This is a genomic window from Roseateles noduli, from assembly GCF_050626985.1.
GTDB classification, from domain to species: domain Bacteria; phylum Pseudomonadota; class Gammaproteobacteria; order Burkholderiales; family Burkholderiaceae_C; genus Roseateles; species Roseateles noduli_A.
This window is the reverse complement of record NZ_CP192463.1, coordinates 3,905,873-3,928,771: the sequence shown is the minus strand read 5'-3', so window position 1 is coordinate 3,928,771 and position 22,899 is coordinate 3,905,873. Positions and strand designations below refer to the sequence as shown.

Annotated in this window: 28 protein-coding genes; 24 read left to right on the top strand and 4 right to left on the bottom strand. The window is 68.2% G+C overall.

Features of this window, described 5'->3' with window-relative positions; all coding sequences use genetic code 11:
- The first annotated feature begins 2 nt into the window (after positions 1-2).
- The 7 genes from ACQ4L4_RS17200 (at position 3) to ACQ4L4_RS17170 (ending at position 5,573) form a co-directional block, all read left to right on the top strand.
- Positions 3-581, top strand: coding sequence for a YqgE/AlgH family protein (locus tag ACQ4L4_RS17200; protein WP_377160266.1), 579 nt, complete (start codon positions 3-5; stop codon positions 579-581).
- 14 nt (positions 582-595) lie between these two features.
- On the top strand, positions 596-1,000 hold the full coding sequence (gene ruvX, locus ACQ4L4_RS17195) for a Holliday junction resolvase RuvX (protein ID WP_377160268.1): 405 nt from the start codon (positions 596-598) through the stop codon (positions 998-1,000).
- On the top strand, positions 997-1,497 hold the full coding sequence (pyrR, locus tag ACQ4L4_RS17190) for a bifunctional pyr operon transcriptional regulator/uracil phosphoribosyltransferase PyrR (protein ID WP_431100142.1): 501 nt from the start codon (positions 997-999) through the stop codon (positions 1,495-1,497). The genes ruvX and pyrR overlap by 4 nt, the downstream gene beginning before the upstream one ends.
- 4 nt (positions 1,498-1,501) lie before the next feature.
- Entirely contained in the window at positions 1,502-2,464 is a 963-nt protein-coding gene (locus ACQ4L4_RS17185; RefSeq protein WP_377160272.1) for an aspartate carbamoyltransferase catalytic subunit, read from the top strand.
- A gap of 70 nt (positions 2,465-2,534) precedes the next feature.
- Complete coding sequence (locus ACQ4L4_RS17180; RefSeq protein ID WP_431100141.1) at positions 2,535-3,863, top strand: dihydroorotase; 1,329 nt, start codon at positions 2,535-2,537, stop codon at positions 3,861-3,863.
- Positions 3,863-4,600, top strand: coding sequence for a lysophospholipid acyltransferase family protein (locus tag ACQ4L4_RS17175; RefSeq protein WP_431100140.1), 738 nt, complete (start codon positions 3,863-3,865; stop codon positions 4,598-4,600). The genes ACQ4L4_RS17180 and ACQ4L4_RS17175 overlap by 1 nt, the downstream gene beginning before the upstream one ends.
- 100 nt (positions 4,601-4,700) lie before the next feature.
- The gene (locus ACQ4L4_RS17170) at positions 4,701-5,573 is read left to right on the top strand and encodes a ribose-phosphate diphosphokinase (RefSeq protein ID WP_431100139.1); all 873 of its coding nucleotides are present in this window, start codon (positions 4,701-4,703) and stop codon (positions 5,571-5,573) included.
- A gap of 125 nt (positions 5,574-5,698) precedes the next feature.
- On the opposite strand, the gene gpmA is transcribed toward ACQ4L4_RS17170, so the two are convergent.
- Positions 5,699-6,442, bottom strand: coding sequence for a 2,3-diphosphoglycerate-dependent phosphoglycerate mutase (gpmA, locus tag ACQ4L4_RS17165; RefSeq protein ID WP_297526590.1), 744 nt, complete (start codon positions 6,440-6,442; stop codon positions 5,699-5,701).
- Between the two features lie 211 nt (positions 6,443-6,653).
- Here gpmA and ACQ4L4_RS17160 point away from each other — a divergent pair, with 211 nt between their 5' ends.
- The 8 genes from ACQ4L4_RS17160 to ACQ4L4_RS17125 all read left to right on the top strand — a co-directional run bounded on the left by ACQ4L4_RS17160 (position 6,654) and on the right by ACQ4L4_RS17125 (position 13,603).
- Positions 6,654-7,859 carry a hypothetical protein gene (locus tag ACQ4L4_RS17160; protein WP_431100138.1) on the top strand — a complete coding sequence of 402 codons (1,206 nt, stop codon included), beginning with the start codon at positions 6,654-6,656 and terminating at the stop codon, positions 7,857-7,859.
- A 21-nt stretch (positions 7,860-7,880) separates the two neighbouring features.
- Positions 7,881-8,309: a hypothetical protein gene (locus ACQ4L4_RS17155; protein WP_431100137.1), complete on the top strand. Its 429-nt coding sequence runs from the start codon at positions 7,881-7,883 to the stop codon at positions 8,307-8,309.
- 150 nt (positions 8,310-8,459) lie between these two features.
- Complete coding sequence (locus ACQ4L4_RS17150; RefSeq protein WP_431100136.1) at positions 8,460-9,974, top strand: methyl-accepting chemotaxis protein; 1,515 nt, start codon at positions 8,460-8,462, stop codon at positions 9,972-9,974.
- Positions 9,975-10,157: 183 nt separating this feature from the next.
- Positions 10,158-10,577 (top strand): rhodanese-like domain-containing protein, encoded by a 420-nt coding sequence (locus ACQ4L4_RS17145; RefSeq protein WP_377160287.1) that lies wholly within the window; start codon positions 10,158-10,160, stop codon positions 10,575-10,577.
- Positions 10,578-10,649: 72 nt separating this feature from the next.
- The gene (gene grxC, locus ACQ4L4_RS17140; protein ID WP_377160289.1) at positions 10,650-10,907 is read left to right on the top strand and encodes a glutaredoxin 3; all 258 of its coding nucleotides are present in this window, start codon (positions 10,650-10,652) and stop codon (positions 10,905-10,907) included.
- 119 nt (positions 10,908-11,026) lie between these two features.
- Positions 11,027-11,497, top strand: coding sequence for a protein-export chaperone SecB (secB, locus tag ACQ4L4_RS17135; RefSeq protein ID WP_431100135.1), 471 nt, complete (start codon positions 11,027-11,029; stop codon positions 11,495-11,497).
- 109 nt (positions 11,498-11,606) lie between these two features.
- Positions 11,607-12,617: an NAD(P)H-dependent glycerol-3-phosphate dehydrogenase gene (locus ACQ4L4_RS17130; RefSeq protein WP_431104961.1), complete on the top strand. Its 1,011-nt coding sequence runs from the start codon at positions 11,607-11,609 to the stop codon at positions 12,615-12,617.
- An 11-nt stretch (positions 12,618-12,628) separates the two neighbouring features.
- Positions 12,629-13,603, top strand: coding sequence for a Bug family tripartite tricarboxylate transporter substrate binding protein (locus tag ACQ4L4_RS17125; protein ID WP_431104960.1), 975 nt, complete (start codon positions 12,629-12,631; stop codon positions 13,601-13,603).
- Between the two features lie 52 nt (positions 13,604-13,655).
- Here the strand turns inward: ACQ4L4_RS17125 and trmL are convergent, their stop codons facing one another.
- Together trmL and ACQ4L4_RS17115 are read right to left on the bottom strand one after the other, a co-directional pair.
- A complete protein-coding gene (gene trmL, locus ACQ4L4_RS17120) occupies positions 13,656-14,126 on the bottom strand; it encodes a tRNA (uridine(34)/cytosine(34)/5-carboxymethylaminomethyluridine(34)-2'-O)-methyltransferase TrmL (RefSeq protein WP_431100134.1) in 471 nt (156 codons plus the stop codon).
- Between the two features lie 24 nt (positions 14,127-14,150).
- Positions 14,151-14,858, bottom strand: a complete 708-nt coding sequence (locus tag ACQ4L4_RS17115; RefSeq protein ID WP_431100133.1) for a ComF family protein — start codon at positions 14,856-14,858, stop codon at positions 14,151-14,153.
- Positions 14,859-14,921: 63 nt separating this feature from the next.
- On the opposite strand from ACQ4L4_RS17115, the gene ACQ4L4_RS17110 reads away from it, so the two are divergent.
- The 7 genes from ACQ4L4_RS17110 (at position 14,922) to ACQ4L4_RS17080 (ending at position 20,992) form a co-directional block, all read left to right on the top strand.
- Positions 14,922-15,839 (top strand): biotin synthase, encoded by a 918-nt coding sequence (locus ACQ4L4_RS17110; protein WP_431100132.1) that lies wholly within the window; start codon positions 14,922-14,924, stop codon positions 15,837-15,839.
- 279 nt (positions 15,840-16,118) lie between these two features.
- Complete coding sequence (gene coxB, locus ACQ4L4_RS17105; RefSeq protein ID WP_431100131.1) at positions 16,119-17,303, top strand: cytochrome c oxidase subunit II; 1,185 nt, start codon at positions 16,119-16,121, stop codon at positions 17,301-17,303.
- A gap of 87 nt (positions 17,304-17,390) precedes the next feature.
- Positions 17,391-19,022, top strand: a complete 1,632-nt coding sequence (gene ctaD / locus ACQ4L4_RS17100) for a cytochrome c oxidase subunit I (RefSeq protein WP_431100130.1) — start codon at positions 17,391-17,393, stop codon at positions 19,020-19,022.
- Between the two features lie 37 nt (positions 19,023-19,059).
- Complete coding sequence (locus ACQ4L4_RS17095; RefSeq protein WP_431100129.1) at positions 19,060-19,179, top strand: cytochrome oxidase small assembly protein; 120 nt, start codon at positions 19,060-19,062, stop codon at positions 19,177-19,179.
- A complete protein-coding gene (locus ACQ4L4_RS17090; RefSeq protein WP_431100128.1) occupies positions 19,176-19,796 on the top strand; it encodes a cytochrome c oxidase assembly protein in 621 nt (206 codons plus the stop codon). Before ACQ4L4_RS17095 ends, ACQ4L4_RS17090 begins: the two co-directional genes overlap by 4 nt.
- Positions 19,797-19,830: 34 nt before the next feature.
- Entirely contained in the window at positions 19,831-20,082 is a 252-nt protein-coding gene (locus ACQ4L4_RS17085; RefSeq protein ID WP_431100127.1) for a DUF2970 domain-containing protein, read from the top strand.
- Between the two features lie 25 nt (positions 20,083-20,107).
- Positions 20,108-20,992, top strand: a complete 885-nt coding sequence (locus tag ACQ4L4_RS17080) for a cytochrome c oxidase subunit 3 (RefSeq protein WP_431100126.1) — start codon at positions 20,108-20,110, stop codon at positions 20,990-20,992.
- Positions 20,993-21,120: 128 nt separating this feature from the next.
- Here ACQ4L4_RS17080 and ACQ4L4_RS17075 read toward each other — a convergent pair whose 3' ends face one another.
- Positions 21,121-21,330, bottom strand: coding sequence for a DUF2909 domain-containing protein (locus ACQ4L4_RS17075; protein ID WP_297529916.1), 210 nt, complete (start codon positions 21,328-21,330; stop codon positions 21,121-21,123).
- Positions 21,331-21,397: 67 nt separating this feature from the next.
- Between ACQ4L4_RS17075 and ACQ4L4_RS17070 the strand changes: the two genes are divergently transcribed.
- The gene (locus ACQ4L4_RS17070) at positions 21,398-22,180 is read left to right on the top strand and encodes an SURF1 family protein (RefSeq protein WP_431100125.1); all 783 of its coding nucleotides are present in this window, start codon (positions 21,398-21,400) and stop codon (positions 22,178-22,180) included.
- Entirely contained in the window at positions 22,161-22,889 is a 729-nt protein-coding gene (locus ACQ4L4_RS17065; protein ID WP_431100124.1) for an SCO family protein, read from the top strand. Before ACQ4L4_RS17070 ends, ACQ4L4_RS17065 begins: the two co-directional genes overlap by 20 nt.
- The last annotated feature ends 10 nt before the right edge of the window (positions 22,890-22,899 follow it).

Here is a 22,899-nt window from a genome sequence, read left to right as displayed (position 1 = left end):
CTATGTCCAAGGAACGCATCGACCTGACCAACCAGTTCCTGATCGCCATGCCCGGCATGGTGGACGAGACCTTTGCCGGCTCCGTCATCTACCTGTGCGAGCACAACGAGAAGGGCGCGCTGGGCCTGGTCATCAACAAGCCGATCTCGCTGACCCTGGGCAACCTGTTCGAGAAGGTCGAGCTGGAGCTGTCCGATGTGGACATGGCGGCGCGGCCGGTGTTCTTCGGCGGCCCGGTCCAGACGGAGCGCGGCTTCGTGCTGCACGAGGCGCTGGACGAGCAGGGCAACCACTACAGCGCGACGCTGGCCGTGCCCGGCGGGCTGGAGATGACCACCAGCCGTGACGTGCTCGAAGCCCTGTCCAACGGCGCCGGCCCCAAGCGCGTGCTGGTCACGCTGGGCTACAGCGGCTGGGCCGCCGGTCAGCTCGAGGAGGAACTCGGCCGCAACGGCTGGATCACCGTCGACGCCACGCCCGAGATCATCTTCGACACGCCGATCGAGGAGCGCTACGACAAGGCGCTCGCGCTGCTCGGCATCGACCCGCGCATGCTCAGCCAGGAGGCCGGGCACGCATGAACCCCGGAAGCGCCATGAGCCTCGCTTCCCCGTCCTCCTTCGTCGCTCCCCTCGCGTTTGATTTCGGTATCAAGCGTCTCGGCGTGGCCACCGGCAACCGGATGTTGGGGAGCGCGCGCGGGCTGCGGACCGTGACCGAGCAGGGCGACGCCCGCTGGGCCGCGATCACGGCGCTGATCCAGGAGTGGCAGCCCGATGCGCTGGTCATCGGCGTGCCGCGTCATCCCGATGGCGCGCCGCACGAGATGACCGCCCGCGCGCTCAAGTTCGCCGGGCAGCTGCGCGGCCGCTACCGGCTGCCCGTGGTCGAAGTCGATGAACGCTATACCAGCGCGGAAGCCCAGTCGCAGGGCGCGCGCGATCTCGATGCCGCGAGCGCGGCATTGATCCTCGAACAATTCTTCCGGGAACATCCATGAGCACATTGCACCTCGATGCGGAAGCGCTCTACGCCGACCTCGTGCGCGGCGTCCAGCGCCTGCTGCAACCCGACTGCGCGCTGGTCGGCATCTGGTCGGGCGGCGCCTGGCTCGCCGAGCGCCTCCAGCAGGATCTCAAGCTGCCCGGTCAGCACGGCGTGATCTCCAGCGCGCTGCACCGCGACGACTTCGGCAGCAAGGGCATGAACGCCAGCGCCGATCACACGAAGCTGCCCTTCGACATCGAGGGCCGCCACGTCCTGTTGATCGACGACGTGCTCTACACGGGCCGCACCACGCGAGCCGTGATCAACGAACTGTTCGACTTCGGCCGCCCCGCGAGCGTCACGCTGGCGGTGCTGGTCGACCGCGGCGGCCGCGAGCTGCCGATCGAGCCGGCGTTCTCCGCCGCGCGTGTGGCGGTCGCGCCGAACCAGCGCCTGAGCCTGGTCAAGGGTGACGGCGGCCGCTTCAGCTTCGACGTGAAGGAGGACTGACCCCATGCTGAGCAAACGCAATCCGCAGCTGAACAAGCATGGCGAGCTGATCCACCTGCTGTCCACCGAAGGCCTGCCCAAGGCCGTGCTGCACCAGATCCTGGACACGGCCGGGACCTTCCTCTCGGTCAACGACCGCGAGGTGAAGAAGGTCCCGCTGCTGCGCGGCAAGTCGGTGTTCAACCTGTTCTTCGAGAACAGCACCCGCACCCGCACCACCTTCGAGATCGCCGCCAAGCGCCTGTCCGCCGACGTCATCAACCTCGACATCGCGCGCTCCAGCACCGCCAAGGGCGAGACCCTGCTCGACACCGTGGCCAACCTGTCGGCGATGCATGCGGACATGTTCGTGGTCCGCCACAGCGAGTCCGGCGCGCCCTACCTGATCGCGCAGCACTGCGCGCCGCATGTGCATGTGGTCAATGCCGGCGACGGCCGTCACGCGCATCCGACGCAGGGCCTGCTCGACATGTACACGATCCGGCACTACAAGAAGGACTTCTCCAACCTGACGGTGGCGATCGTCGGCGACATCGTGCACTCGCGCGTCGCGCGCAGCGACATCCATGCGCTCACGACGCTGGGCGTGCCGGAGATCCGCGCGGTCGGCCCGAAGACGCTTGTGCCGGGCGACCTCAAGGACATGGGCGTGCGCGTGTGCCACGACATGGCCGAGGGCGTTCGCGGTGCCGACGTCATCATCATGCTGCGCCTGCAGAACGAGCGCATGAGCGGCGCGATGCTGCCCAGCGCCGGCGAGTACTTCAAGAGCTTCGGCCTGACGCCCGAGAAGCTGGCGCTGGCCAAGCCCGATGCGATCGTGATGCATCCGGGCCCGATCAACCGCGGCGTGGAGATCTCGTCCACCGTCGCCGACGGCCAGCACAGCGTCATCCTGCCGCAGGTCACCTTCGGCATCGCGGTGCGCATGGCTGTCATGTCCATCCTGGCGGGGAACGAAGCATGATTGACGCCGGGCCGTCCCAAGACAATCAACCCTCCCTCGGGGAGGCGGTGCGCAGCACCTGGAGGGCACAATGAAAATCCTGATCCAGAATGGCCGCCTGCTCGACCCGGCCTCCGGCCTCGACAAGGTCGGCGACCTCGCCATCGCCTCGGGCCGCATCGTCGGCCTCGGCAGCGTCGGCGACTTCAATGCCGATCGTGTCATCGATGCGACCGGTCTCGTCGTCGCGCCGGGCCTTGTCGACCTCGCCGCGCGTCTGCGCGAGCCGGGCCACGAGCACGAAGGCATGCTGGAGAGCGAACTCGCCGCCGCTGCCGCCGGCGGCGTCACCAGCCTCGTCTGCCCGCCCGACACCGATCCGACGCTCGACGAGCCGGGCCTGGTCGACATGCTCAAGTTCCGCGCCCGCAAGCTCAGCCGCTGCCGGCTGTTCCCGCTGGGCGCACTGACGCGCGGTCTTGCCGGCGAATCGCTGACCGAGATGGCCGAGCTGACCGAGTCCGGCTGCGTCGGTTTCTCGCAGGCCTACGTGCCCATCCGCAACACGCTGACCGTGCAGCGCGCGATGCAATACGCGGCGAGCTTCGGCTACACGCTGTGGCTGCATGCGCAGGATCCGTGGCTGAGCGGCGGTGTCGCGGCCAGTGGCGCGGTGGCGACGCGACTGGGCCTGTCCGGCGAGCCGGTCGCGGCCGAGACCATCGCGCTGCACACGATCCTGGAACTGGTCCGCGTCACCGGCTGCCGCGTCCACCTGTGCCGAATCAGCAGCGCTGCTGGCGTGGAGCTCCTGCGCCAGGCCAAGAAGGACGGACTGCCGATCACGGCGGACGTCTCGATCAACTCGCTGCATCTGACCGACGTCGACATCGGCTACTTCAACTCCTCGATGCGCCTGCAGCCGCCGCTGCGCCAGCAGCGCGACCGCGACGCGCTGCGCGCCGCGCTGGCCGACGGCACCATCGATGCGCTGGTCAGCGACCACAACCCGGTCGCCGCCGACGAGAAGACCTTGCCCTTTGCCGAAGCCACGCCCGGCGCGACCGGCCTGGAGCTGCTGCTGAGCCTCGCGCTGCGCTGGGGTCAGGACGAAGGGCTGTCGCTGGCGCAGTCGCTCGACACGATCACTGCGCGTCCGGTCAAGGTGCTGGGCAGCGCGCTCGGCTCATTGGCGGCGAGCGCGGGCCGCCTGGTCGAGGGCGGCGTCGGCGACGTCGTCGTCTTCGATGCCGAGGCCACCGGTGCCGTGACGCCGGAGCGTCTGGTCAGCCAGGGCAAGCACACGCCGTTCGCGTTCGACATCACCGGCTTCGAGCTGCCGGGCCGTGTGCGCTACACGCTGGTGGCCGGCACGGTCGCCTACGAAGCGCTGGTCACCGAAGTCGAACGGACCGCCTGATGCGGGCGCTGGTCGGCGTGTGGCGTGCGCTGCGGATGCTGGCGCACATCGTGCACGGCGTGTACATCGTGCAGGTGCGCTGGCGCGGTTTCGACACGCCGACCAAGCATCGCCACGTCGGCTGGTGGTCCGCCAAGCTGCTGCGGGTACTGGGCGTGCGCCTGGAGTCGCACGGTCCGCAGGCGCCATCGCCGCGGCTGATCACGGCGAACCACATCTCGTGGCTGGACATTGCCGCGATGCATGCGGTGATGCCGGAGGCGCGCTTCGTCTCTAAGGCCGACATCGCGACCTGGCCGCTGGTGGGCGCGCTGGCGACGGCGGTCGGCACGCTCTACATCGAGCGTGCGAGCAAGCGCGACGCGCTGCGTGTCGTGCACAAGACGGCGGAAGCGCTGGCCGCGGGCGAGACGGTGGCAGTCTTCCCCGAGGGCACGACAGGCGCCGGCTATCCGCTGCTGCCTTTGCACGGCAATCTGCTGCAGGCCGCGATCAGCACGCACACGCCGCTGCAACCGGTGGTGCTGCGCTGGCACCAGCCGAACGTGCCGTACAGCGCCGCCGCGCAGTACATCGGTCAGATGTCCTTGATGGAGAGCCTGTGGCGCATCCTGACCGCGAAGGACCTGTCGGTCGAAGTGCGCTCGCTGCCGGCGATGCCCACGGAGGGTCTTGATCGACGCCATCTGGCGGGGGCTCTCTCGGACCGAATCAACAACGCACTCCCCCGGCCCTGAGTCCTGGGTTGATCAGCGACGCCCCAACCACCGGGCTCAATTCGCCCAGCCCGGGTATGCCGGATGCCCTGCGGGTGCCGATTGGTGCGAGGATCCGCCGATGCTGCTTTGTTTCGGAGATGAACAGGAGTTGGCCACGCGACTGGCGCGTGAGTTGGGCCGTCCGCTGGGCGTGATCACGCGCCACCGTTTTCCGGACGGAGAGCTGCGCCTGGTCCTGCCCAAGCCCTTGCCGGTCGACATCATCGTGCTGCGTGGATTGCAGCATCAGCCGAACGATCGCCTGGTCGAGCTGCTGATCGCCGCGCCTGCCGCGCGCGCTTGGGGTGTCCGGCATCTGATGCTGGTGGCGCCGTATCTCGCCTACATGCGACAGGACATGGAGTTCACCCCCGGCGAGGCCGTGAGCCAGCGGCACATCGCCGCGCTGCTGTCGACGCAATTCGACCGCGTGGTGACGGTGGACCCACATCTGCACCGCATCGCGAGCCTGGACGAAGTCATGCCCAAGGGGCGGGGCGTCGCGCTGTCGGCGGCGTCGTTGCTGGGGCGTTTCATCGCGACGCAGGTGCCCGGTGCGGTGCTGGTCGGGCCGGATGAAGAGTCCGGCCAGTGGGTCGCGGAGGCGGCGCGTGCCGCCAAGCTCGAACATGCGATCGGTCGCAAGGTGCGTTTCGGCGATACCCAGGTGCAGCTCGCGTTCCCGGATCTGGACGTGCGCGGTCGCGCGGTGGTGCTGCTCGACGACATGGCGTCGACGGGTCGTACGCTGATCGGCTCGGCGCGCGAGGCATTGGAACGCGGCGCGGCCAGTGTCGACGTCGCGGTGACGCACGCGCTGTTCAATGGCGATGCGTTGCCGGCGTTGCGCGCGGCCGGCGTGCGCCACGTCTGGAGCAGCAACGCGGTGCCGCACGAGAGCAACGCGGTCTGCATCGCGGAACTGCTGGCGACGGCGTTGCGCCGCAAGTAGGGCGCATCCGCGCAGCGCGGCGTTTCGCCCGCCATCAACGAAAAAGCCCGGCACTGCCGGGCTTTCGTTCTTCTGCGTCAGTCCCTGTGCGCCACCTAGCGGAGCACGAGGACTTCGCCCGAACCTCAGGCCTTGCCCTGGTTCGCCACCGCCGCCGCAGCCTTCGCGGCCGCTTCCGCGTCGCCCAGGTAATAGCTCTTGATGGGCTTCAGGTCCTTGTCCAGTTCGTAGACCAGCGGAATGCCATTGGGAATATTCACGCCAACGATGGCTTCGTCGGCGATGCCGTCCAAATACTTCACGAGGGCACGGATCGAGTTGCCGTGGGCTGCGATCAGCACCCGTTGGCCCGACAGAATCGCGGGTGCGATCTGTTCGTTCCAGTAGGGCAGCACGCGGGCCACGGTGTCCTTCAGGCACTCGGTCAGCGGAATGTCCGAGGGCTGCAGTCCGGCATAGCGGATGTCGCCGCGCTCGCTGCGCGGGTCCGACGCTTCCAGCGCCGGCGGCGGGGTGTCATAGCTCCGGCGCCAGACGAGCACCTGCTCGTCGCCGTACTGCTTGGCCATGTCCGCCTTGTTCAGACCCTGAAGGCCGCCGTAGTGGCGTTCGTTCAGGCGCCAGCTGTGCTTCACCGGCAGCCACTGGCGATCCATCTGATCCAGGCAGTGCCACAGGGTCCAGATGGCGCGCTTGAGCACCGAAGTGTGGGCCACGTCGAAGTCGACGCCGGCCTCCTTCAGCAGACGGCCCGCCTGCTTGGCCTGCTCCACCCCGGTGGGCGTCAGATCCACGTCGGTCCAGCCGGTGAAGCGGTTCTCGAGATTCCAGGTCGATTCGCCATGGCGAATCAGCACGAGCTTGTACATGGGTCTTGGGTGGGTTCGTGAGGTTTGGCCGGGTTCCGGCAGGCCCGGCGGATTCTAGAGGCAGCCCTCCAGGGCGCCCGCCTCAAGAAGGCTTCCGCAGGGCCGACAACTGCTTTCGTGCCGGGCGAAAGGCGCACCTGCGCCCCAGTTTGGTTCGTCAAAAGAACATGCCCGCGTTGGGCATTCACGCTGTACAGGAGTACTTGCAATGATGGTGGTGAAGAACTTGCGCATGACGCCGCTGGCGCTGGCGTTGGTGGTTTTCGGCGCGCAGGCGCAGGGCCAGTCGGACTCGATGTTCTCGTTCTCCGGCTTCGGCACGGTCGGCCTGACCGGCACGACCAAGGACGGCGCCGAGTACGTGATCCCCGGCCAGATCCACGGCGCCGACAAGACGGTCAGCGGTGAAGTCGACAGCAAGCTCGGTCTGCAGGGCACGGCGAAGTTCAACTCGCAGTTCTCGGCCACCGTGCAGGTGCTGACCAAGCAGACCGGCAAGGGCGACTGGACGCCGCAGGTCGAATGGGCCTTCGCCAAGTGGCAGGCCACCCCGGGCCTGGCGATCCGTGCCGGCCGCATCGGTGCGCCGTTCTTTGCCGTCTCCGACTTCCGTGACGTGGGATATGCCAACACCTGGCTGCGTCCGCCGATCGACGTCTACGGGCAGGTGCCCGTGAGTCACTTCGACGGCGCCGACGTGAACTGGACGACGCAGGTCGCCGGCAAGAGCGTCTCGCTGCAGGCCTTCGGCGGCGAGGCCTCGTCGTACGTGCGCCAGACCAAGCTCGAGATCAAGAAGATGATTGGCGTGAACGCCACCGTCGAACTGGCCGACGGCCTGAACCTGCGTGTCGGCCATGCGCAGGGCAAGCTGACCGCGCACAGCGCCACCGTCACCTCGCTGGTCGGCGCGTTGCGCCAGACGCCGTTCGCCTCGGTCGGCAACGAGATCGATCCGACCGACAAGGACGCGAGCTTCTCCGGCATCGGCCTGACCTACGACGAAGGCCAGTGGGTCGTCGCCGCCGAGTACACCAAGCGCCGCAACGACTCGTTCGTGCCGGACACCACCGGCTGGTACACGACCGTCGGTTATCGCGTCGGCAAGTTCACCCCGTACGCGACGCTGTCGCAGCAGAAGACCGACAGCAGCAACGTCAACAACACGATCCCGGGCACGGTCGTCGTGGGGGGCCTGCCGCTGCGCGCCGTCGTCGACGCGGTCACCGCCGCGCAGAGCACGCCGCAGAAGACCATCGGTCTGGGTGTGCGCTGGGACGCCTGGCGCAACATCGCCGTCAAGGCCCAGTACGACAGCATCAAGACCACCGGCGCCGGTCAGTTCTACAACGTCCAGCCGGGCTTCAACAACGAGCGCGTCGGCGTCTACAGCGTCGCCGTCGACTTCGTGTTCTAAGCATCAGAAGAAGAGGCCCCCATGCAGTTCAACATGATCAAGCCCGTGATCGCGGCGGCGCTGTTCGCCGCCGCCGTGGCCGCGCAGGCGCAAGTCGCCGTCGTGGTCAATCCGAAGAGCCCCGTCGCCAGCATGACCGCCGACCAGGTCGCGAGCATCTTCCTGGGCAAGTCCAACCAGTTGCCCAACGGCAGCGCCGCGCAGGCGGTGGATCTGCCCGACAGCGCCGCGGCGCGCGAGCACTTCTATTCGAAGGCCACCGGCAAATCGTCCGCGCAGGTGAAGGCCGCGTGGTCGCGCCTGGTGTTCTCGGGCAAGGGCACGCCGCCCAAGGAACTGGGCAGCGCGGCCGACGTGAAGAAGTTCGTCGCCGCGAATGCCGATGCCATCGGCTACATCGAGAAGTCGGCCGTCGACGGCTCGGTGAAGGTGGTGCTCAGCGTCGATTGACGCCGCCGCCCGGGCGGCCCCGGCCGCCCGCGCCTACCGGCGCGAGTCCGCGCAGACGGACCGGCCGGTCGGCGCACCGGCGTCTCGCGAGGAGCGGGCGCCGCCGACCTGGGGAGGTCGTTGGAGACACAGGAAGAATTGGAGTCAGGCATGAAATTGAAGACCCGTATCGCGATGCTGCCGGTGCTGGCGGCGATCGTTTTCGCGGTGGGCATCGCGGTGGTGCTGTTCTTTTCGTCGCGGACCTCGGGTGCGATCCACGCGCTGGGCGTGGCCGACTATCCGTACCTCGTGGCCACCAACCAGGTGGCCGCGCAGCTTGAGGCGTTGGGCGGGACGATCCAGTCCGCCGTCGCCGAGGGCGAGAAGAAGCGCCTGGACGAGGCCGCCGAGCGCGCGACCGCGATGCGCAAGGTGATCGCGTCGATCAAGGCGATCCCGGGTCGCGCCGATGCCGGTGCGAAGCTGGAGAGCGGCTTCGAGGCCTACTACGCCGCCTCGGTCGAGACGGCGCAGCTGTTCCTCGGCATCAAGCAGGGCGATCAGGCGGGCTCGATCCCGAAGATGCAGGCGGCGCAGAAGGCGCTGGAGCAGACGCTCGGCGACGCGCGCGCCGACGCGAAGACCACCTTCGACGCGACGCTGTCGAGCGCCGAGAAGGGCGTCGGCGCCGGCCTGTGGGCGACGGTGCTGAGCGGGCTGATCGTCGTCGTGTGCCTGGGCGCCGGCTCGTGGCTGCTGATCACCAGCGTGTGGCGCCAACTGGGCGGCGAGCCGGAGTACGCCCGCGACGTGATGCGCCAGATGGCCGAGGGTGACCTCTCGCAGGCCATCCGCGTCGCGCCGGGCGCCGAAGCGAGCCTGCTGGCGGCGGTGCGCGACATGTCGCAGGGCTTGTCGGCGATCGTCGGCAACGTGCGCAGCGGCACCGACTCGATGACGGTGGCCTCGCGCGAGATCGCTGCGGGCAACCAGGATCTGTCGGTGCGGACCGAGAAGCAGGCGGGCTCGCTGGAGCAGACGGCGTCCAACATGCAGCAGCTGACCGAGACCGTGCGCCAGAGCGCCGACGCGGCCAGCCAGGCGAACCAGCTGGCCGGCAGCGCGGCGACCGTCGCGAAGAAGGGCGGCGAGGTCGTGGGACAGGTCGTCTCGACGATGGACGAGATCAGCGCGAGTTCGCGCCGGATCGGCGACATCATCGGCACCATCGACGGCATCGCGTTCCAGACCAACATCCTGGCGCTGAATGCGGCGGTCGAAGCGGCCCGCGCGGGCGAGCAGGGCCGCGGTTTCGCCGTGGTCGCGAGCGAAGTCCGTTCGCTGGCCCAGCGCAGCGCCGAAGCGGCCAAGGAGATCAAGACGCTGATCGGCGCGAGCGTGACGCGCGTCGAAGCCGGTTCGCGCCTGGTGCAGGACGCGGGCGCGACGATGGAGGAGATCGTGGCCAGCGTGCAGCGTGTCTCCGACATCATCAGCGAGATCACCGCGGCGTCCGCCGAGCAGAGCCAGGGCATCGGTCACGTCAACGAGTCGGTGGTGCAGCTCGACCAGATGACGCAGCAGAACGCCGCGCTGGTCGAGGAGGCCGCCGCCGCCGCCAACAGCCTCGAGCAGCAGGCCCGCGCGTTGCAGTCCGCAGTCTCCACCTTCAAGCTCAGCTGACGCGGGCATGGACCGAAGTGCTCGGTCCGAGCTGGCGCAAGCCGGGGCGGGGTCGACGATTTGTGGAGCCTGCGAGACGTATGAGGAGACCCCGCCCCGGCTTGCGCCGGCGAGCGGTGTCAGCGGACCCAAGCCGGCTTCCTATAATCCTCGGCTTTTGCATCCAACCGAACGGGCCCCGCCTTGAAGTTCCTGATTGAAAACTGGTATCTCGTGCTGTCGGCCCTGGTGTCGGGCGGTCTGCTGCTGTGGACGTCGATGCGCGGCAAGGCGGGCGGCGTGCCGACGGCCGAGGCGGTGCGCCTGGTCAACCGCGAGAAGGGTGTGCTGGTCGACGTGAGCGAGCCGGAGGAGTTTGCCGCCGCCCACGCGAAGGGCGCCCGCAGCGTGCCGCTGTCGACGTTGACTGGCACGGACCTTCCGGTCAAGCAACTGCCCAGCAACAAGGCCCTGCCGGTGGTGCTGATGTGCAAGACCGGCGCACGCGCGCAGCGCGCTGCTGGCATCCTGCAGAAACAGGGCTACGCAAACGCGGTCGCTGTCCAGGGCGGTCTGACCGCCTGGCGCGAGGCGAGTTTGCCTGTCGAGACGTCCGCGGCCTGACCGCCCTGGCGACCGAGCCGGCACCTCGATTGCCGGAAGAGGACGCTCGACACGATTCTTGGAGAACTGGCGATGGCCGCCGTGAAGATGTATACGACCCTGGTCTGCCCGTACTGTGTGCGGGCGAAGCACCTGCTCAACCAGCGGGGTGTCAGCCAGATCGAGGAGGTCCGCGTGGACCTGGATCCGTCGCAGCGTGACGCGATGATCCAGCAGACCGGTCGGCGCACCGTGCCGCAGATCTTCATCGGCGAGACCCATGTCGGCGGTTGCGACGACCTCATCGCATTGGACCAGCGCGGCGGTCTGCAACCGTTGTTGCAGGCCTGAAACCTCGCCACCGAAGTCCTCGACATTCTCCGGAAACCCCTCACCGGACTGTCGCGAACGCTCGGTCATAATGCCCGCCACGGCTCGCCGCTGGCGGGCTTTTTCATTTGGATGACCCCATGGCCGACGACAACAACGCTCCCGTGTTCCAGATCCAGCGCATGTACCTGAAGGACCTGTCGCTGGAGCAGCCCAACGCCCCGGCGATCCTGCTGGAGCAGGCCCAGCCGCAGGTCGACATCAAGCTCTCGCTGGCCGCCGAACCGGTCGCCGAGGGCCTCTTCGAAGTCAGCGTCACCGCCACCGTCACGACGACGGTGCAGGACAAGACCCTGTTCCTGATCGAAGCCAAGCAGGCCGGCATCTTCGAGATCCGCAACCTGCCGCAGGATCAGCTCGAAGGCATCCTGGCGATCGTCTGCCCGCAGATGATCTACCCGTACCTGCGCGCGATCGTCTCCGACGTCTGCACGCGCGCCGGCTTCCCGCCGGTGATGCTGACGGAAGTGAACTTCCAGGCGATGTTCGAAGCCCAGCAGGCGCAAATGGCCGCCAACGGCCAGGGCAACGGCGAAGCCATCCCGAACTGAGCTTCGGCCCCATGAGCGCGCCGGCCTCGCGGACCTGTCCGCTGGCCGGCGTGTTTCATTGCGAGATTCATTTCACCGATCCTCCGAACAGACCATGACTGCTCCGCGCATGAAGATCAGCGTGCTCGGCGCCGGTGCCTGGGGCACGGCGCTGGCGATCGCCGCGAGCGCGCGCCATGAGGTGACGCTGTGGGCGCGCGACGCCGGCGCGATCGCCGCGATGCGCGCCGACCGTTGCAACGTCCGTTACCTGCCTGATTCGCCGCTGCCGGCCAGCCTGGCCTTGACCGATGACCTCGAGGGCGCGCTCGCGCACGGCCGCGACGGGCTGATCGTCATCGCGACGCCGATGTCGGGTCTGCGCGGCATGCTGGCCCGTTTGCCGGCGGGCGCGCGGGCACAGTGGCTGTGCAAGGGCTTCGAGGCCGGCACCGGTCTGCTGGGCCATGAGATCGCCCGCGAGGTCGCGCCGCAACTGGCCACCGGCATCCTGTCGGGCCCGAGCTTCGCGCAGGAAGTGGCCGCCGGCCAGCCAACCGCGCTCGTGTCCGCGTCCGGCGACGCGGCGCTCGCGCAGCTGGGCGTGTCGGCCTTCCACAGCGAGCGGCTGCGCGTGTATTCGTCGGCCGATCCGATCGGAGTCGAAGTCGGCGGCGCGGTGAAGAACGTGATGGCGATCGCCGTCGGCATCGCCGACGGCTTGCGGCTCGTCGCCGAGGCGAAGGGCGTGAAAGGCCCCGGCCTCAACGCCCGCGCCGCGTTGATCACGCGCGGACTGGCGGAGATGCAGCGGCTCGCGCTCGCGCTCGGCGCGCAGCAGGAGACGCTGCTCGGGCTTGCGGGCCTGGGGGACTTGGTGCTCACCGCCACCGGTGACCTGTCGCGCAACCGCCGTGTCGGCCTGCTGCTCGCCGAGGGCCTGGACCTGCCGGGCATCCTCGTGAAGCTGGGCCACGTCGCCGAAGGCGTCTACAGCGCGCCGACGGTGCTGGCGCGCGCGCAGCGTGCCGGCGTCGACATGCCGATCACCGCCGCGGTCGTCGAAGTCCTCGAGGGACGCATGACCACGCATGAAGCCCTGGATGCGCTGATGGGGCGCCAGGCCAAGTCCGAGTGGTGAAGCGCCGTGGGTTGATCGCCGCGGCCGCGACCACGGCAGCCACGACCGCGTTCGGCGCGTGGCCGTCGTCTGCTCGCGCCGCGACACCGTGGCCATCTCGGCCGATCCGACTCGTGGTGCCGTTCCCGGGTGGAAGCTCACCGGACCTGATCGCGCGTTATGTCGCCGAACCGCTTGCGCAGGCGCTCGGCCAGCCGATCGTCATCGACAACAAGCCTGGAGCGGGCGGCAACATCGGCACTGGCGCAGTTGCGAAGGCCGCGCCCGATGGGCACACGCTGCTGTTCACGATCCAGGGGCCGCTGATCACCGCGCCGCTGCTGGCGAAGGCCTTGCCCTACGACCCGCAGCGCGAGTTGCGCGCGGTCAGCTTCATCGCGAGCTCACCGAACGTGCTCGTCGTGCCGCCGTCGCTCGGCGTGGAGACGCTCGCGCAGTTCGTCGCACTGGCGAAGCAGCGCACGGGAGCGCTGAACTACGGCAGCATCGGCAATGGCAGTGCCGCGCATCTGGCGATGGAATCCTTCATCGCGCGCGCCGGGTTGAAGCTGGTCCACGTGCCGTATGCCGGCTTCCCACAGGTCGTCAACGCGATGCTGGCCGGTCAGATCCACGCCGGCTTCATGGTGCCGGCGATCGCGATGCCGCAGGTCAAGGCCGGCAAGTTGAAGGCGCTGGCTGTGACCAGCGCCGGACGCTTCGGCGCGCTCGCGGAACTGCCGACCGTGGCGGAATCCGGCTATCCCGGCTTTGAGGCCACGTCGTGGCAGGCGCTGCTGGCGCCGGCCGGCACGCCCGAGGCGATCGTGCGTCGCCTGGCCGACGAGGTCATCCGCATCGTCCGCGGCGACGCCTTCCGACGCCAACTGCTGCCGCTGTACTTCAGCGCGGCAGGCACCTCGCCCGAGGGGCTGGACAGCCTCATGAGCGACGAACGCAAGCGCTGGGGCTCGCTGATCCGGCAACTCAAGCTGGAACGCGAATAGGCGTCCTTTGAGGGCCAGCAGCGGTGGGAGTGCCGTCGTGGGGCGTCGGCGATCAGACGCCGTCGGCGTAGCCGTTCTGCCGCCACGCTTCGAAGACCGCCACGGCCACCGCATTGCTGAGGTTCAAGCTGCGCTGCCCGTCTCGCATCGGCAGCCGCACGCGCTGCTCGAGCGGGAAGCTGTCGCGCAAGTCCGTCGGCAGTCCCGCCGTCTCACAACCGAAGACCAGCCAGTCGCCGGGCCTGAGCTCAACCGACGGCAGCAGCCGGCTGCCGCGCGTGGTGAACGCAAACATCCGCGTCGCATCCGGCTGCTCTGCGGCGATGAAGCGTTCCCAGTCCGCGTGCCTCAGCACCGGCGCGTACTCGTGATAGTCGAGGCCGGCGCGCTGCAGCAGCTTGTCCTCCATCGAGAACCCCAGCGGCTCGATCAGGTGTAGCCGGCAGCCGGTGTTGGCCGCCAGCCGGATCACGTTGCCGGTGTTGGGCGGAATCTCCGGATGGACCAGCACGATGTTGAACATGGGGCGAAGCTCTTTCGACAAGGATCAAGGCGTGCGCGCGGCCACCCAGGCCTGCACGTCGTGGGCGCCCGCGCGGCGCAGGGCCAGCGCGGCCTCGTGCAGCGTGGCGCCGCTGGTCATGACGTCGTCGACGATCGCGACCCGCAGCCCGTGCACCGGCTTCACGACGGCGAACGCACCGCGCAGATTGCCGCGGCGCTCGTCGAGCGGCAACTGCGCCTGCTGGTCGGTGTTCCGCACGCGCATCAGCGTCAGCGCGCAAAGCCGGGATTGTCGCTCGGCCTCCGGCGGCAGCACGAGGCGGCGCGCGATCTCGTGCGCCTGGTTGTAGCCGCGCTCGCGCAGGCGCTGCGCCGACAACGGGATCGGCACGATCAGGTCGGGCGGCTCGACCTCGGCGAGCGCCAGCGCGCGCGACAACCGCGCCGCGAGCAGCGGCGCATGTTCGAGCCTTTCGCCGAACTTCAGACCCAGCAGCAGCCGGTCCCACGGGAACAGGTAATCCATCGCCGCGATGCATCGCGACAACGGCATCGGATGCGACGCGCATCGTCCGCAGCGCATCGTGTCCGTGGCGCGCTCGCCCGTCGGCAGTCGAAGGGCGCAGAGCGCGCAGCGCGGGCCCGCGTCGACCGGATGCCCGGCCTCGCAGTCCGCGCACAGCGGTCCCCGGCACCAGCATCGGCAGAACGCGCACTGCCCCGGCCAGAACCGCGCGAGGCCGCTTGCCATCGAGGATCGCGCCAATGACCGGCGCCGGAACAGGTCAAGCATGGCCGCCTACAATCCCGCCCCATGACTGGAGATGAGGCCTTGCCGCCGAGCACACAGCAGATCGATGCGGGCGCGGCGCGGCGGCAGCGCCGTCGCCTGGCCGCGTCGGACCAGGCCCCGTGGCTGCATCAGGAAGTGGCCACGCGCATGCTGGACCGGCTGCCGGTGATCCGGCTGCAGCCGACGGCCGTGCTGCAGAGCCGCCCGTCGATCGGCGGCGGCGACGAAGGCCTGCGCCAGCATTACCCGCAAGCGACCCAGCTGTGGCTCGAACCCGACGCCGACGTTCGCGCGCTGCTCGCGCAACGCCTCAAGCGCGGCTTCATGCAATCGATGGTGGACAAGCTGCGCGGCAGCGCGCCGACCGAGCTCATCACCGAGCCGCCGGCCGGCGCCGCGCAACTGGCGTGGTCCAACATGGAACTGCACGCCGAGGCCGACAAGCCCCAGCTCGTGAAGCGCTGGCACGCGGGCCTCGCGGTCGAAGGCTGCCTGATGTTCTCGTGCCTCGGGCCGGACAGCTTCATCGAACTGCGCCCGATCTTCGCCCGCGAGGGCTGGGGCCCGCCGGCGCCGGACTGGGTCGACATGCACGACCTCGGCGACCTGCTCGTGCACGCGGGCTTCGCCGACCCGGTGATGGACCAGGAACATCTGCGCCTCACCTGGGGTTCGCCGCAGGACCTGCTGCGCGATCTGCGCGCCCTCGGCGGCAACCTCGCGCCGGCGCGTCTGCGCGGTCTGCGCACGAAAGCGTGGCGCGAGCGGCTCATGCACGCGCTCGATTCCCTGCGCGGCGCGGACGGCCGCCTGTCGCTGAGCATCGAACTGGTCTACGGCCATGCGTTCAAGCCTCAACCGAAGGTGAAGGTGACGGCCACGACCGAGGTCTCGCTGGATCAGATGCGGGCGATGGTGCGCGGCGCGGGCAAACACTGACCCCCGTCGTCCGCAGGCTCGGCTAGCCCCGCGTTGTCAGAGGGCGAGAGCGCACCATTCTGCGGGTAATCCTGGGCGGTTCCGCGCGCTGCGCCCAGTCATAGTGCGCCAGGGGGGTGGGCTAGAATCCGCCCCCGACTGGAGTACGTCTGCTGGCCCCGTAGGTTTCCGCCATCGCTTGGCGCCGGAGCCCGCGCTACGAGCGGGCTCGAGCACCGAAGCCGCCTGGCCGAGACCCGGGTGACAAGAGCTTGAGAAAGACTGGATAAAGAGACGACCATGACGATTGAACACAGTTGTGTGCAACTGGGGCGCCGCTGCAGCCAGCTCGCGTTCGGCCTGTCGGCCGCGCTGGCCAGCCAGGTCGCCTTGGCGGTCAACGACCTCCCCGGAGGTCCGGCCGTCAACCAGCTGAATCTGCACCCGCCGGTCACCAAGATCGCGCATGAGCAGATGTGGCTGCACAACATGATGCTGATCCTCTGCCTGGCGATCTTCATCGCCGTGTTCGGAGTCATGTTCTATTCGATCTTCAAGCACCGGAAGTCCAAGGGCGCGGTGCCGGCGAACTTCCACGAGAGCGTGAAGGTCGAGATCGCGTGGACCATCGTGCCCTTCATCATCGTCATCCTGATGGCGCTGCCCGCGACCAAGGTCGTCGTGGCGATGAAGGACACCACCAACTCCGACATCACGATCAAGGCCACCGGCTACCAGTGGAAGTGGGGCTACGACTACCTGAAGGGCGAGGGCGAGGGCATCGGCTTCGTCTCGACGCTGGACGCCTCGCACCGCGCGCTGTCGGACTCCGGCCACCCCGGCCAGGTCGACAACTACCTGCTCAAGGTCGACAACCCGCTGGTGGTGCCGGTCGACAAGAAGATCCGCATCATCACGACCGCCGACGACGTCATCCACGCCTGGATGGTGCCGGCCTTCGGCGTCAAGCAGGACGCGATCCCGGGCTACGTGCGCGACACCTGGTTCAAGGCCGAGCAGGTCGGCGACTTCTACGGCCAGTGCGCCGAGCTCTGCGGCAAGGAACACGCCTACATGCCGATCCACGTCAAGGTGCTCAGCGCCAAGGACTACAGCGCCTGGGTCGGCGAGGAACAGAAGAAGATCGCCGCCAAGGCGGACGATCCGAGCAAGGTCTGGACGATGGACGAGCTGCAGGCCCGCGGCCAGAAGCTGTTCGACGCCAACTGCGCGGTCTGCCACAAGGCCGACGGCAAGGGCACGGGCCAGTTCCCGGCGCTGGACGGCTCCGCGATCGTGAAGGCCGAGGACCACGCCCAGCAGCTCCACCTGGTGCTGAACGGCAAGGGCCAGATGCCGGCCTGGAAGACGGTGCTCAAGGACAGCGAGATCGCCGCCATCGTGACCTATACGAAGAACGCCTGGTCCAACAAGACCGGCCAGATCGTGCAGCCCGCGGAAGTCGTGGCCGAACGCGCCAAGTGACCCCCGTCACGCGCGCCTGACCCGACCTTTTCCGCCTGACCGATTGAACGCCAGATCGCCCCGGCGACCAGCTACCGAGGATTTGACATGAGTGCAGTGCTCGACCACCCGACCGGTCATGCCCATGACCATGACGATCACCACGACCACCACGCCCCGACGGGCTGGCGGCGCTGGGTCTTCGCGACGAACCACAAGGACATCGGCACGATGTACCTGCTGTTCAGCTTCACGATGCTGATGGTCGGCGGCATCCTGGCGCTGTGCATCCGTGCCGAGCTGTTCCATCCGGGCCTGCAGTTCTTCAATCCTGAGCTGTTCAACCAGTTCACGACGATGCACGGCCTGATCATGGTGTTCGGCGCGATCATGCCGGCCTTCGTCGGCTTCGCGAACTGGATGATCCCGCTGCAGATCGGCGCGTCGGACATGGCCTTCGCGCGGATGAACAACTTCAGCTTCTGGCTGATGATCCCGGCGGCGCTGATGCTGGTGGGCTCGTTCTTCATGCCCGGCGGCGCGCCGGCGGCGGGCTGGACGCTCTACGCGCCGCTGACGCTGCAGATGGGCCCGTCGATGGACGCCGGCATCTTCGCGATGCACATCCTGGGCGCGTCCTCGATCATGGGCTCGATCAACATCATCGTGACCATCCTCAACATGCGCGCCCCCGGCATGACGCTGATGAAGATGCCGATGTTCGCGTGGACCTGGCTGATCACCGCCTACCTGCTGATCGCGGTGATGCCGGTGCTGGCCGGCGCGATCACGATGACGCTGACGGACCGCCACTTCGGCACCAGCTTCTTCACGCCCGCGGGCGGCGGCGACCCGGTGATGTACCAGCACATCTTCTGGTTCTTCGGCCACCCCGAGGTCTACATCATGATCCTGCCGGCGTTCGGCATCGTGAGCCAGATCGTCCCGGCCTTCGCCCGCAAGCGCCTGTTCGGCTACGCCTCGATGGTGTACGCGACGGCCTCGATCGCGATCCTGTCCTTCATCGTGTGGGCGCACCACATGTTCGCCACCGGCATGCCGGTCACGGGCCAGCTGTTCTTCATGTACGCGACGATGCTGATCGCGGTCCCGACCGGCGTGAAGATCTTCAACTGGCTGGCGACGATGTGGCGCGGCTCGATGAGCTTCGAGACCCCGATGCTGTGGGCCGTGGGCTTCATCTTCGTGTTCACGATGGGCGGCTTCACGGGCCTTATCCTGGCGGTCGCACCGGTCGACATCCAGCTCCAGGACACCTACTACGTGGTGGCCCACTTCCACTACGTGCTGGTGGCCGGCTCGCTGTACGCGCTGTTTGCCGGCGTCTACTACTGGGGTCCGAAGTGGAGCGGCGTCATGTACTCGGAGACGCGCGGAAAGATCCACTTCTGGGGCTCGCTGATCTTCTTCAACCTGACCTTCTTCCCGATGCACTTCCTCGGCCTGGCCGGCATGCCGCGACGCTACGCCGACTACCCGATGCAGTTCGCCGACTTCAACGCGGTGGCCTCGATCGGCGCCTTCGGCTTCGGTCTGATGCAGGTCTACTTCTTCCTCGCCGTGGCCATCCCGATGATGCGCGGCAAGGGCGCGAAGGCGCCGCAGAAGCCCTGGGAAGCCGCCGAAGGTCTGGAATGGGAAGTGCCGTCGCCGGCGCCGTTCCACACCTTCGAGACGCCGCCCAAGCTCGACGTGACGGCCACGAAGATCATCGCCTGATCGCCGCCGGATCGACGCGGAACCTGAGGAACGATCGATGTCCACGACGCCCGAGCAACGCAAGAGCAACCTGCGGCTGGCGCTGATCCTGGCCAGCGTGGCTGCGATCTTCGGGATCGGCTTCGTGGTCAAGATCGCCTTCCTCGGCGTGTCATGACCGAGCCGACCCGGCGCGCCAGCTGGATCCGCCGGGAGAACCTGCGGATGACCGGCAAGCTGCTGGTCGTGGTGGCGGTGATGTCGTGCTTCGGTTACGCGCTGGTGCCGATGTACCGCGCGATCTGCACGGCGCTGGGCATCAACGTGCTGTCGCTGTCGGAGCGCCAGCATGCGGTGCGCGCCGAGGACGTGAAGAACACGCAGATCGACTACAGCCGGACGATCTCGATCGAGTTCGACGCCAACGCCCGCGGCCCGTGGGACTTCAAGCCGGCCACGCGCCACCTGACGGTCCATCCGGGCGAGCTGACGACGGTCATGTACACGTTCCAGAACATCCAGGCGCGGACCATGTCCGCGCAGGCGATCCCGAGTTACGCGCCCAAGCAGGCGACGCCGTATTTCAACAAGCTCGAGTGCTTCTGCTTCAACGAATACACGCTGAAGCCGGGCGAGCAGAAGGAGTGGCCGGTGGTGTTCGTCATCGACCCGAAGATCCCGAAGGACGTGCGCACGATCACGCTGTCGTACACCTTCTTCGAGGTCGCGGGGAAGGGCAAGGCGCAGGCGGCCGCTCCGGTGACCGTGACGGTGAAGGCGCCGCCGAGCTCTTGAGCGGCGGGCCTGTGGAACGATGAAGTAGACGACGATGTCCGAGGACCTGAAGCCGGGCGAGGATCTGAAGCAGGCGATGCAGCGCAAGGGCTCCTTCTTGGCCACGCTGCGCGCGGTGGCCTGGTCCTTCTTCGGCGTGCGCAAGGGATCGGACTACGAGAAGGATGTATCGCAGCTCAATCCGCTGCACGTGATCGTGGCGGGCGTCATCGCCGCGGCGCTGTTCGTGGTCGGATTGATCCTGCTGGTCCGCTGGGTGGTGAGCAGCGGTGCGGCAATGAACTGAGAACCGAGTTCGAGGAGAAGAACGCATGTCGGCAACGACGACTCATGGCAACACGCCTTATTACTTCGTGCCTGGCCCTTCGCGGCATCCGGCGATGGCCGCGTTCGGCCTGTTCTGGGTGATCCTGGGCGCGGGCCAGTGGATCAACGGCCATGACTGGGGCAAGTGGTCGCTGCTGTTCGGGCTGCTGTGGTGGGCGTTCACGCTCAAGCAGTGGTTCGGCGACGCGATCCGCGAGAGCGAGACCGGCCAGTACAGCGACCGCATCGACCTGTCGTTCCGCTGGAGCATGGGCTGGTTCATCTTCTCGGAGGTGATGTTCTTCGCGGCCTTCTTCGGCGCGCTGTTCTGGTCTCGCGGCTACAGCATCCCGACGCTGGGCAGCCTGGACAACGCGCTGCTGTGGCCCGACTTCAACGGCCTGTGGCCCAGCGTCGCGGCGGGCGCGACGGCCTCGCCGGCGGGCACGGTGGACGCGTTCGCGACGATGGGCCCGTGGCCGATCCCGACGATCAACACCGCGCTGCTGCTGACCTCGGGCATCACGCTGACCATCGCGCACCATGCGCTGATCGCCGGCCACCGCGCCAAGACGATCGCGTGGATGTGGATCACCGTGATCCTGGGCGTGACCTTCCTGGGCTTCCAGGGCTACGAGTACTTCCACGCGTACCACGAGCTCAACCTGAAGCTGAACTCGGGCATCTTCGGCTCGACCTTCTACATGCTGACGGGCTTCCACGGGTTCCACGTGTTCGTCGGCATGCTGATGCTGCTGTTCATCACGCTGCGGTTGATGAAGGGGCACTTCACGCCGGACCGCCACTTCGGCTTCGAGGGCGCGGCCTGGTACTGGCACTTCGTGGACGTGGTGTGGCTGGGCCTCTACGTCATCGTCTACTGGCTGTGACCGCGCCGCGCGGCGCGATCCCCTGAACGACAAAGCGCCGCTCGATGCGGCGCTTTTCTTTTGCGGCGGTCCGGCCGGCGACGGATCGGGCGGTCTGATCAGGCGATGATCGGCCGCCGGTCAGGGGCTCACTTCCCGATCGGCAGGCCCGTAGGATGGATCCATCCCATCCAGGCGCTGAAGAGGATGAACAGGAACAGCGCCACCGACAGCCCGACGCGCACCGCCAGCGCGCGCGCCATGGTGGCCTTGCCCTTCTGCTTGCGCAGCATCAGGATGCCGGCCGAGAAGAGCGCGGCCAGGATGCCGATGAACGCGATGAGGACGATGACTTTCATGGCGGACGATTATTCCCACCCGGCCCCGTCGGGGCCATCGGGCCGGGCCCGAAGGCGTCACGCCGTCGTGGTGATCGCGACGATCGCCGGCGTGGCGGCGGCGCTGTCGCTCGGGGCCTGGCAACTCGATCGGGCCGATCAGAAAAAGACGATGCAGCGGGCGATCGACGAACGCGGACAGGCAGCGCCGCTCGCGACGGCCGCGCTGCCGCGGGCGGACCAGGCGCCACCGCCCACGCTCGAGCATCGTCGTGCGACGCTCACCGGCCAGTGGGACACGGAGCACACGGTCTACCTCGACAACCGCGTGATGGACGGCCACACCGGCTTCTACGTGGTGACGCCGCTGAAGCTCGCGGGACGCGGCGACGCGATCCTCGTGCAGCGCGGCTGGGGCCCGCGCAACGCGGCGCAGCGCGAGGCGCTGCCGCCGGTGTCGACCCCGACGGGCGAGGTGCGGATCGAAGGCCGGCTGGCGGCCTCCGTCTCGAAGGCCTATGCGCTGGGCCGGGACGCGGAGACGGGGCCGATCCGGCAGAATGTCGACCTCGCGGCCTTGCAGGCCGAGACCGGTCTGCGGCTGCTGCCGCTGGTGCTGCTCCAGACGGAGCCGGACCGGGTGGCGCCGTCGGACCGCGCGGCCCCCGCGACCGAAGCCGCCGACGGTCTGCAACGGCACTGGCCGCCGCCCGCGGTCGATGTCCACAAGCATTACGGGTACGCGTTTCAATGGTTTGCGCTCGCCGCGCTGATCCTGGGTCTTTATGTCTGGTTCCAAGTCCTCGCTCCCTACCGCGCTGGCCGAGCCGCCCGTGCCACCAAGGTCTCCGATGAACAGCGTGATGCGTGACGAGCACGACCACGGCCGCGATGCCGCCCCGGCGCCCAACGACACGCCGCTGCCGCCGGACGGTCCGATGACGATGGCCGTCCATTCGGTGCCGATGCCCGACCTCGATCCTCCGAAGCGCACGCGCTGGACGCTGTGGCTGGTGCTGCTGGTCTGCGCGGCGCCGGTGATCGCGTCGTACTTCAGCTTCTACGTGCTGGACCTGCGCGGTCGCGCCTACAGCGACCTGATCACGCCGACGCGCGATCTGCCGGCCGCGATGCCGCTGACGACGCTGCAGGGCGCGCCGGTGGCGGCCGATTCGCTCAAGGGCCAATGGCTGCTGACCTACGTGCCGGACCGCGCCTGCGACGAGGCCTGCGAGCGCATGCTCTTCATGCAGCGCCAGCTGCGCGAGATGCTCGGCAAGGACCGCGACAAGCTCGACAAGCTGGTGCTGCTGCCCGACGACGTGACGCTGACGCCGGCGCAGATCGATGCGCTGACCGGTCACGGCGCGCCGGCGACGGTGCTGCGCGCGCCGCGTGCCGCGATCGAAGGCTGGCTGATGGCCGCACCAGGGCGTCGGATGGGCGAGCACCTGTTCCTGGTCGATCCGATGGGGCGCTGGATGCTGCGCTCGCCAGCGACGCCGGAGCCCTCGCCGCTGAAGAAGGACCTCGAGCGCCTGATGCGCGCCAACGCCGGCTGGGACAAGCCCGGACGGTGATGGAGAGGAC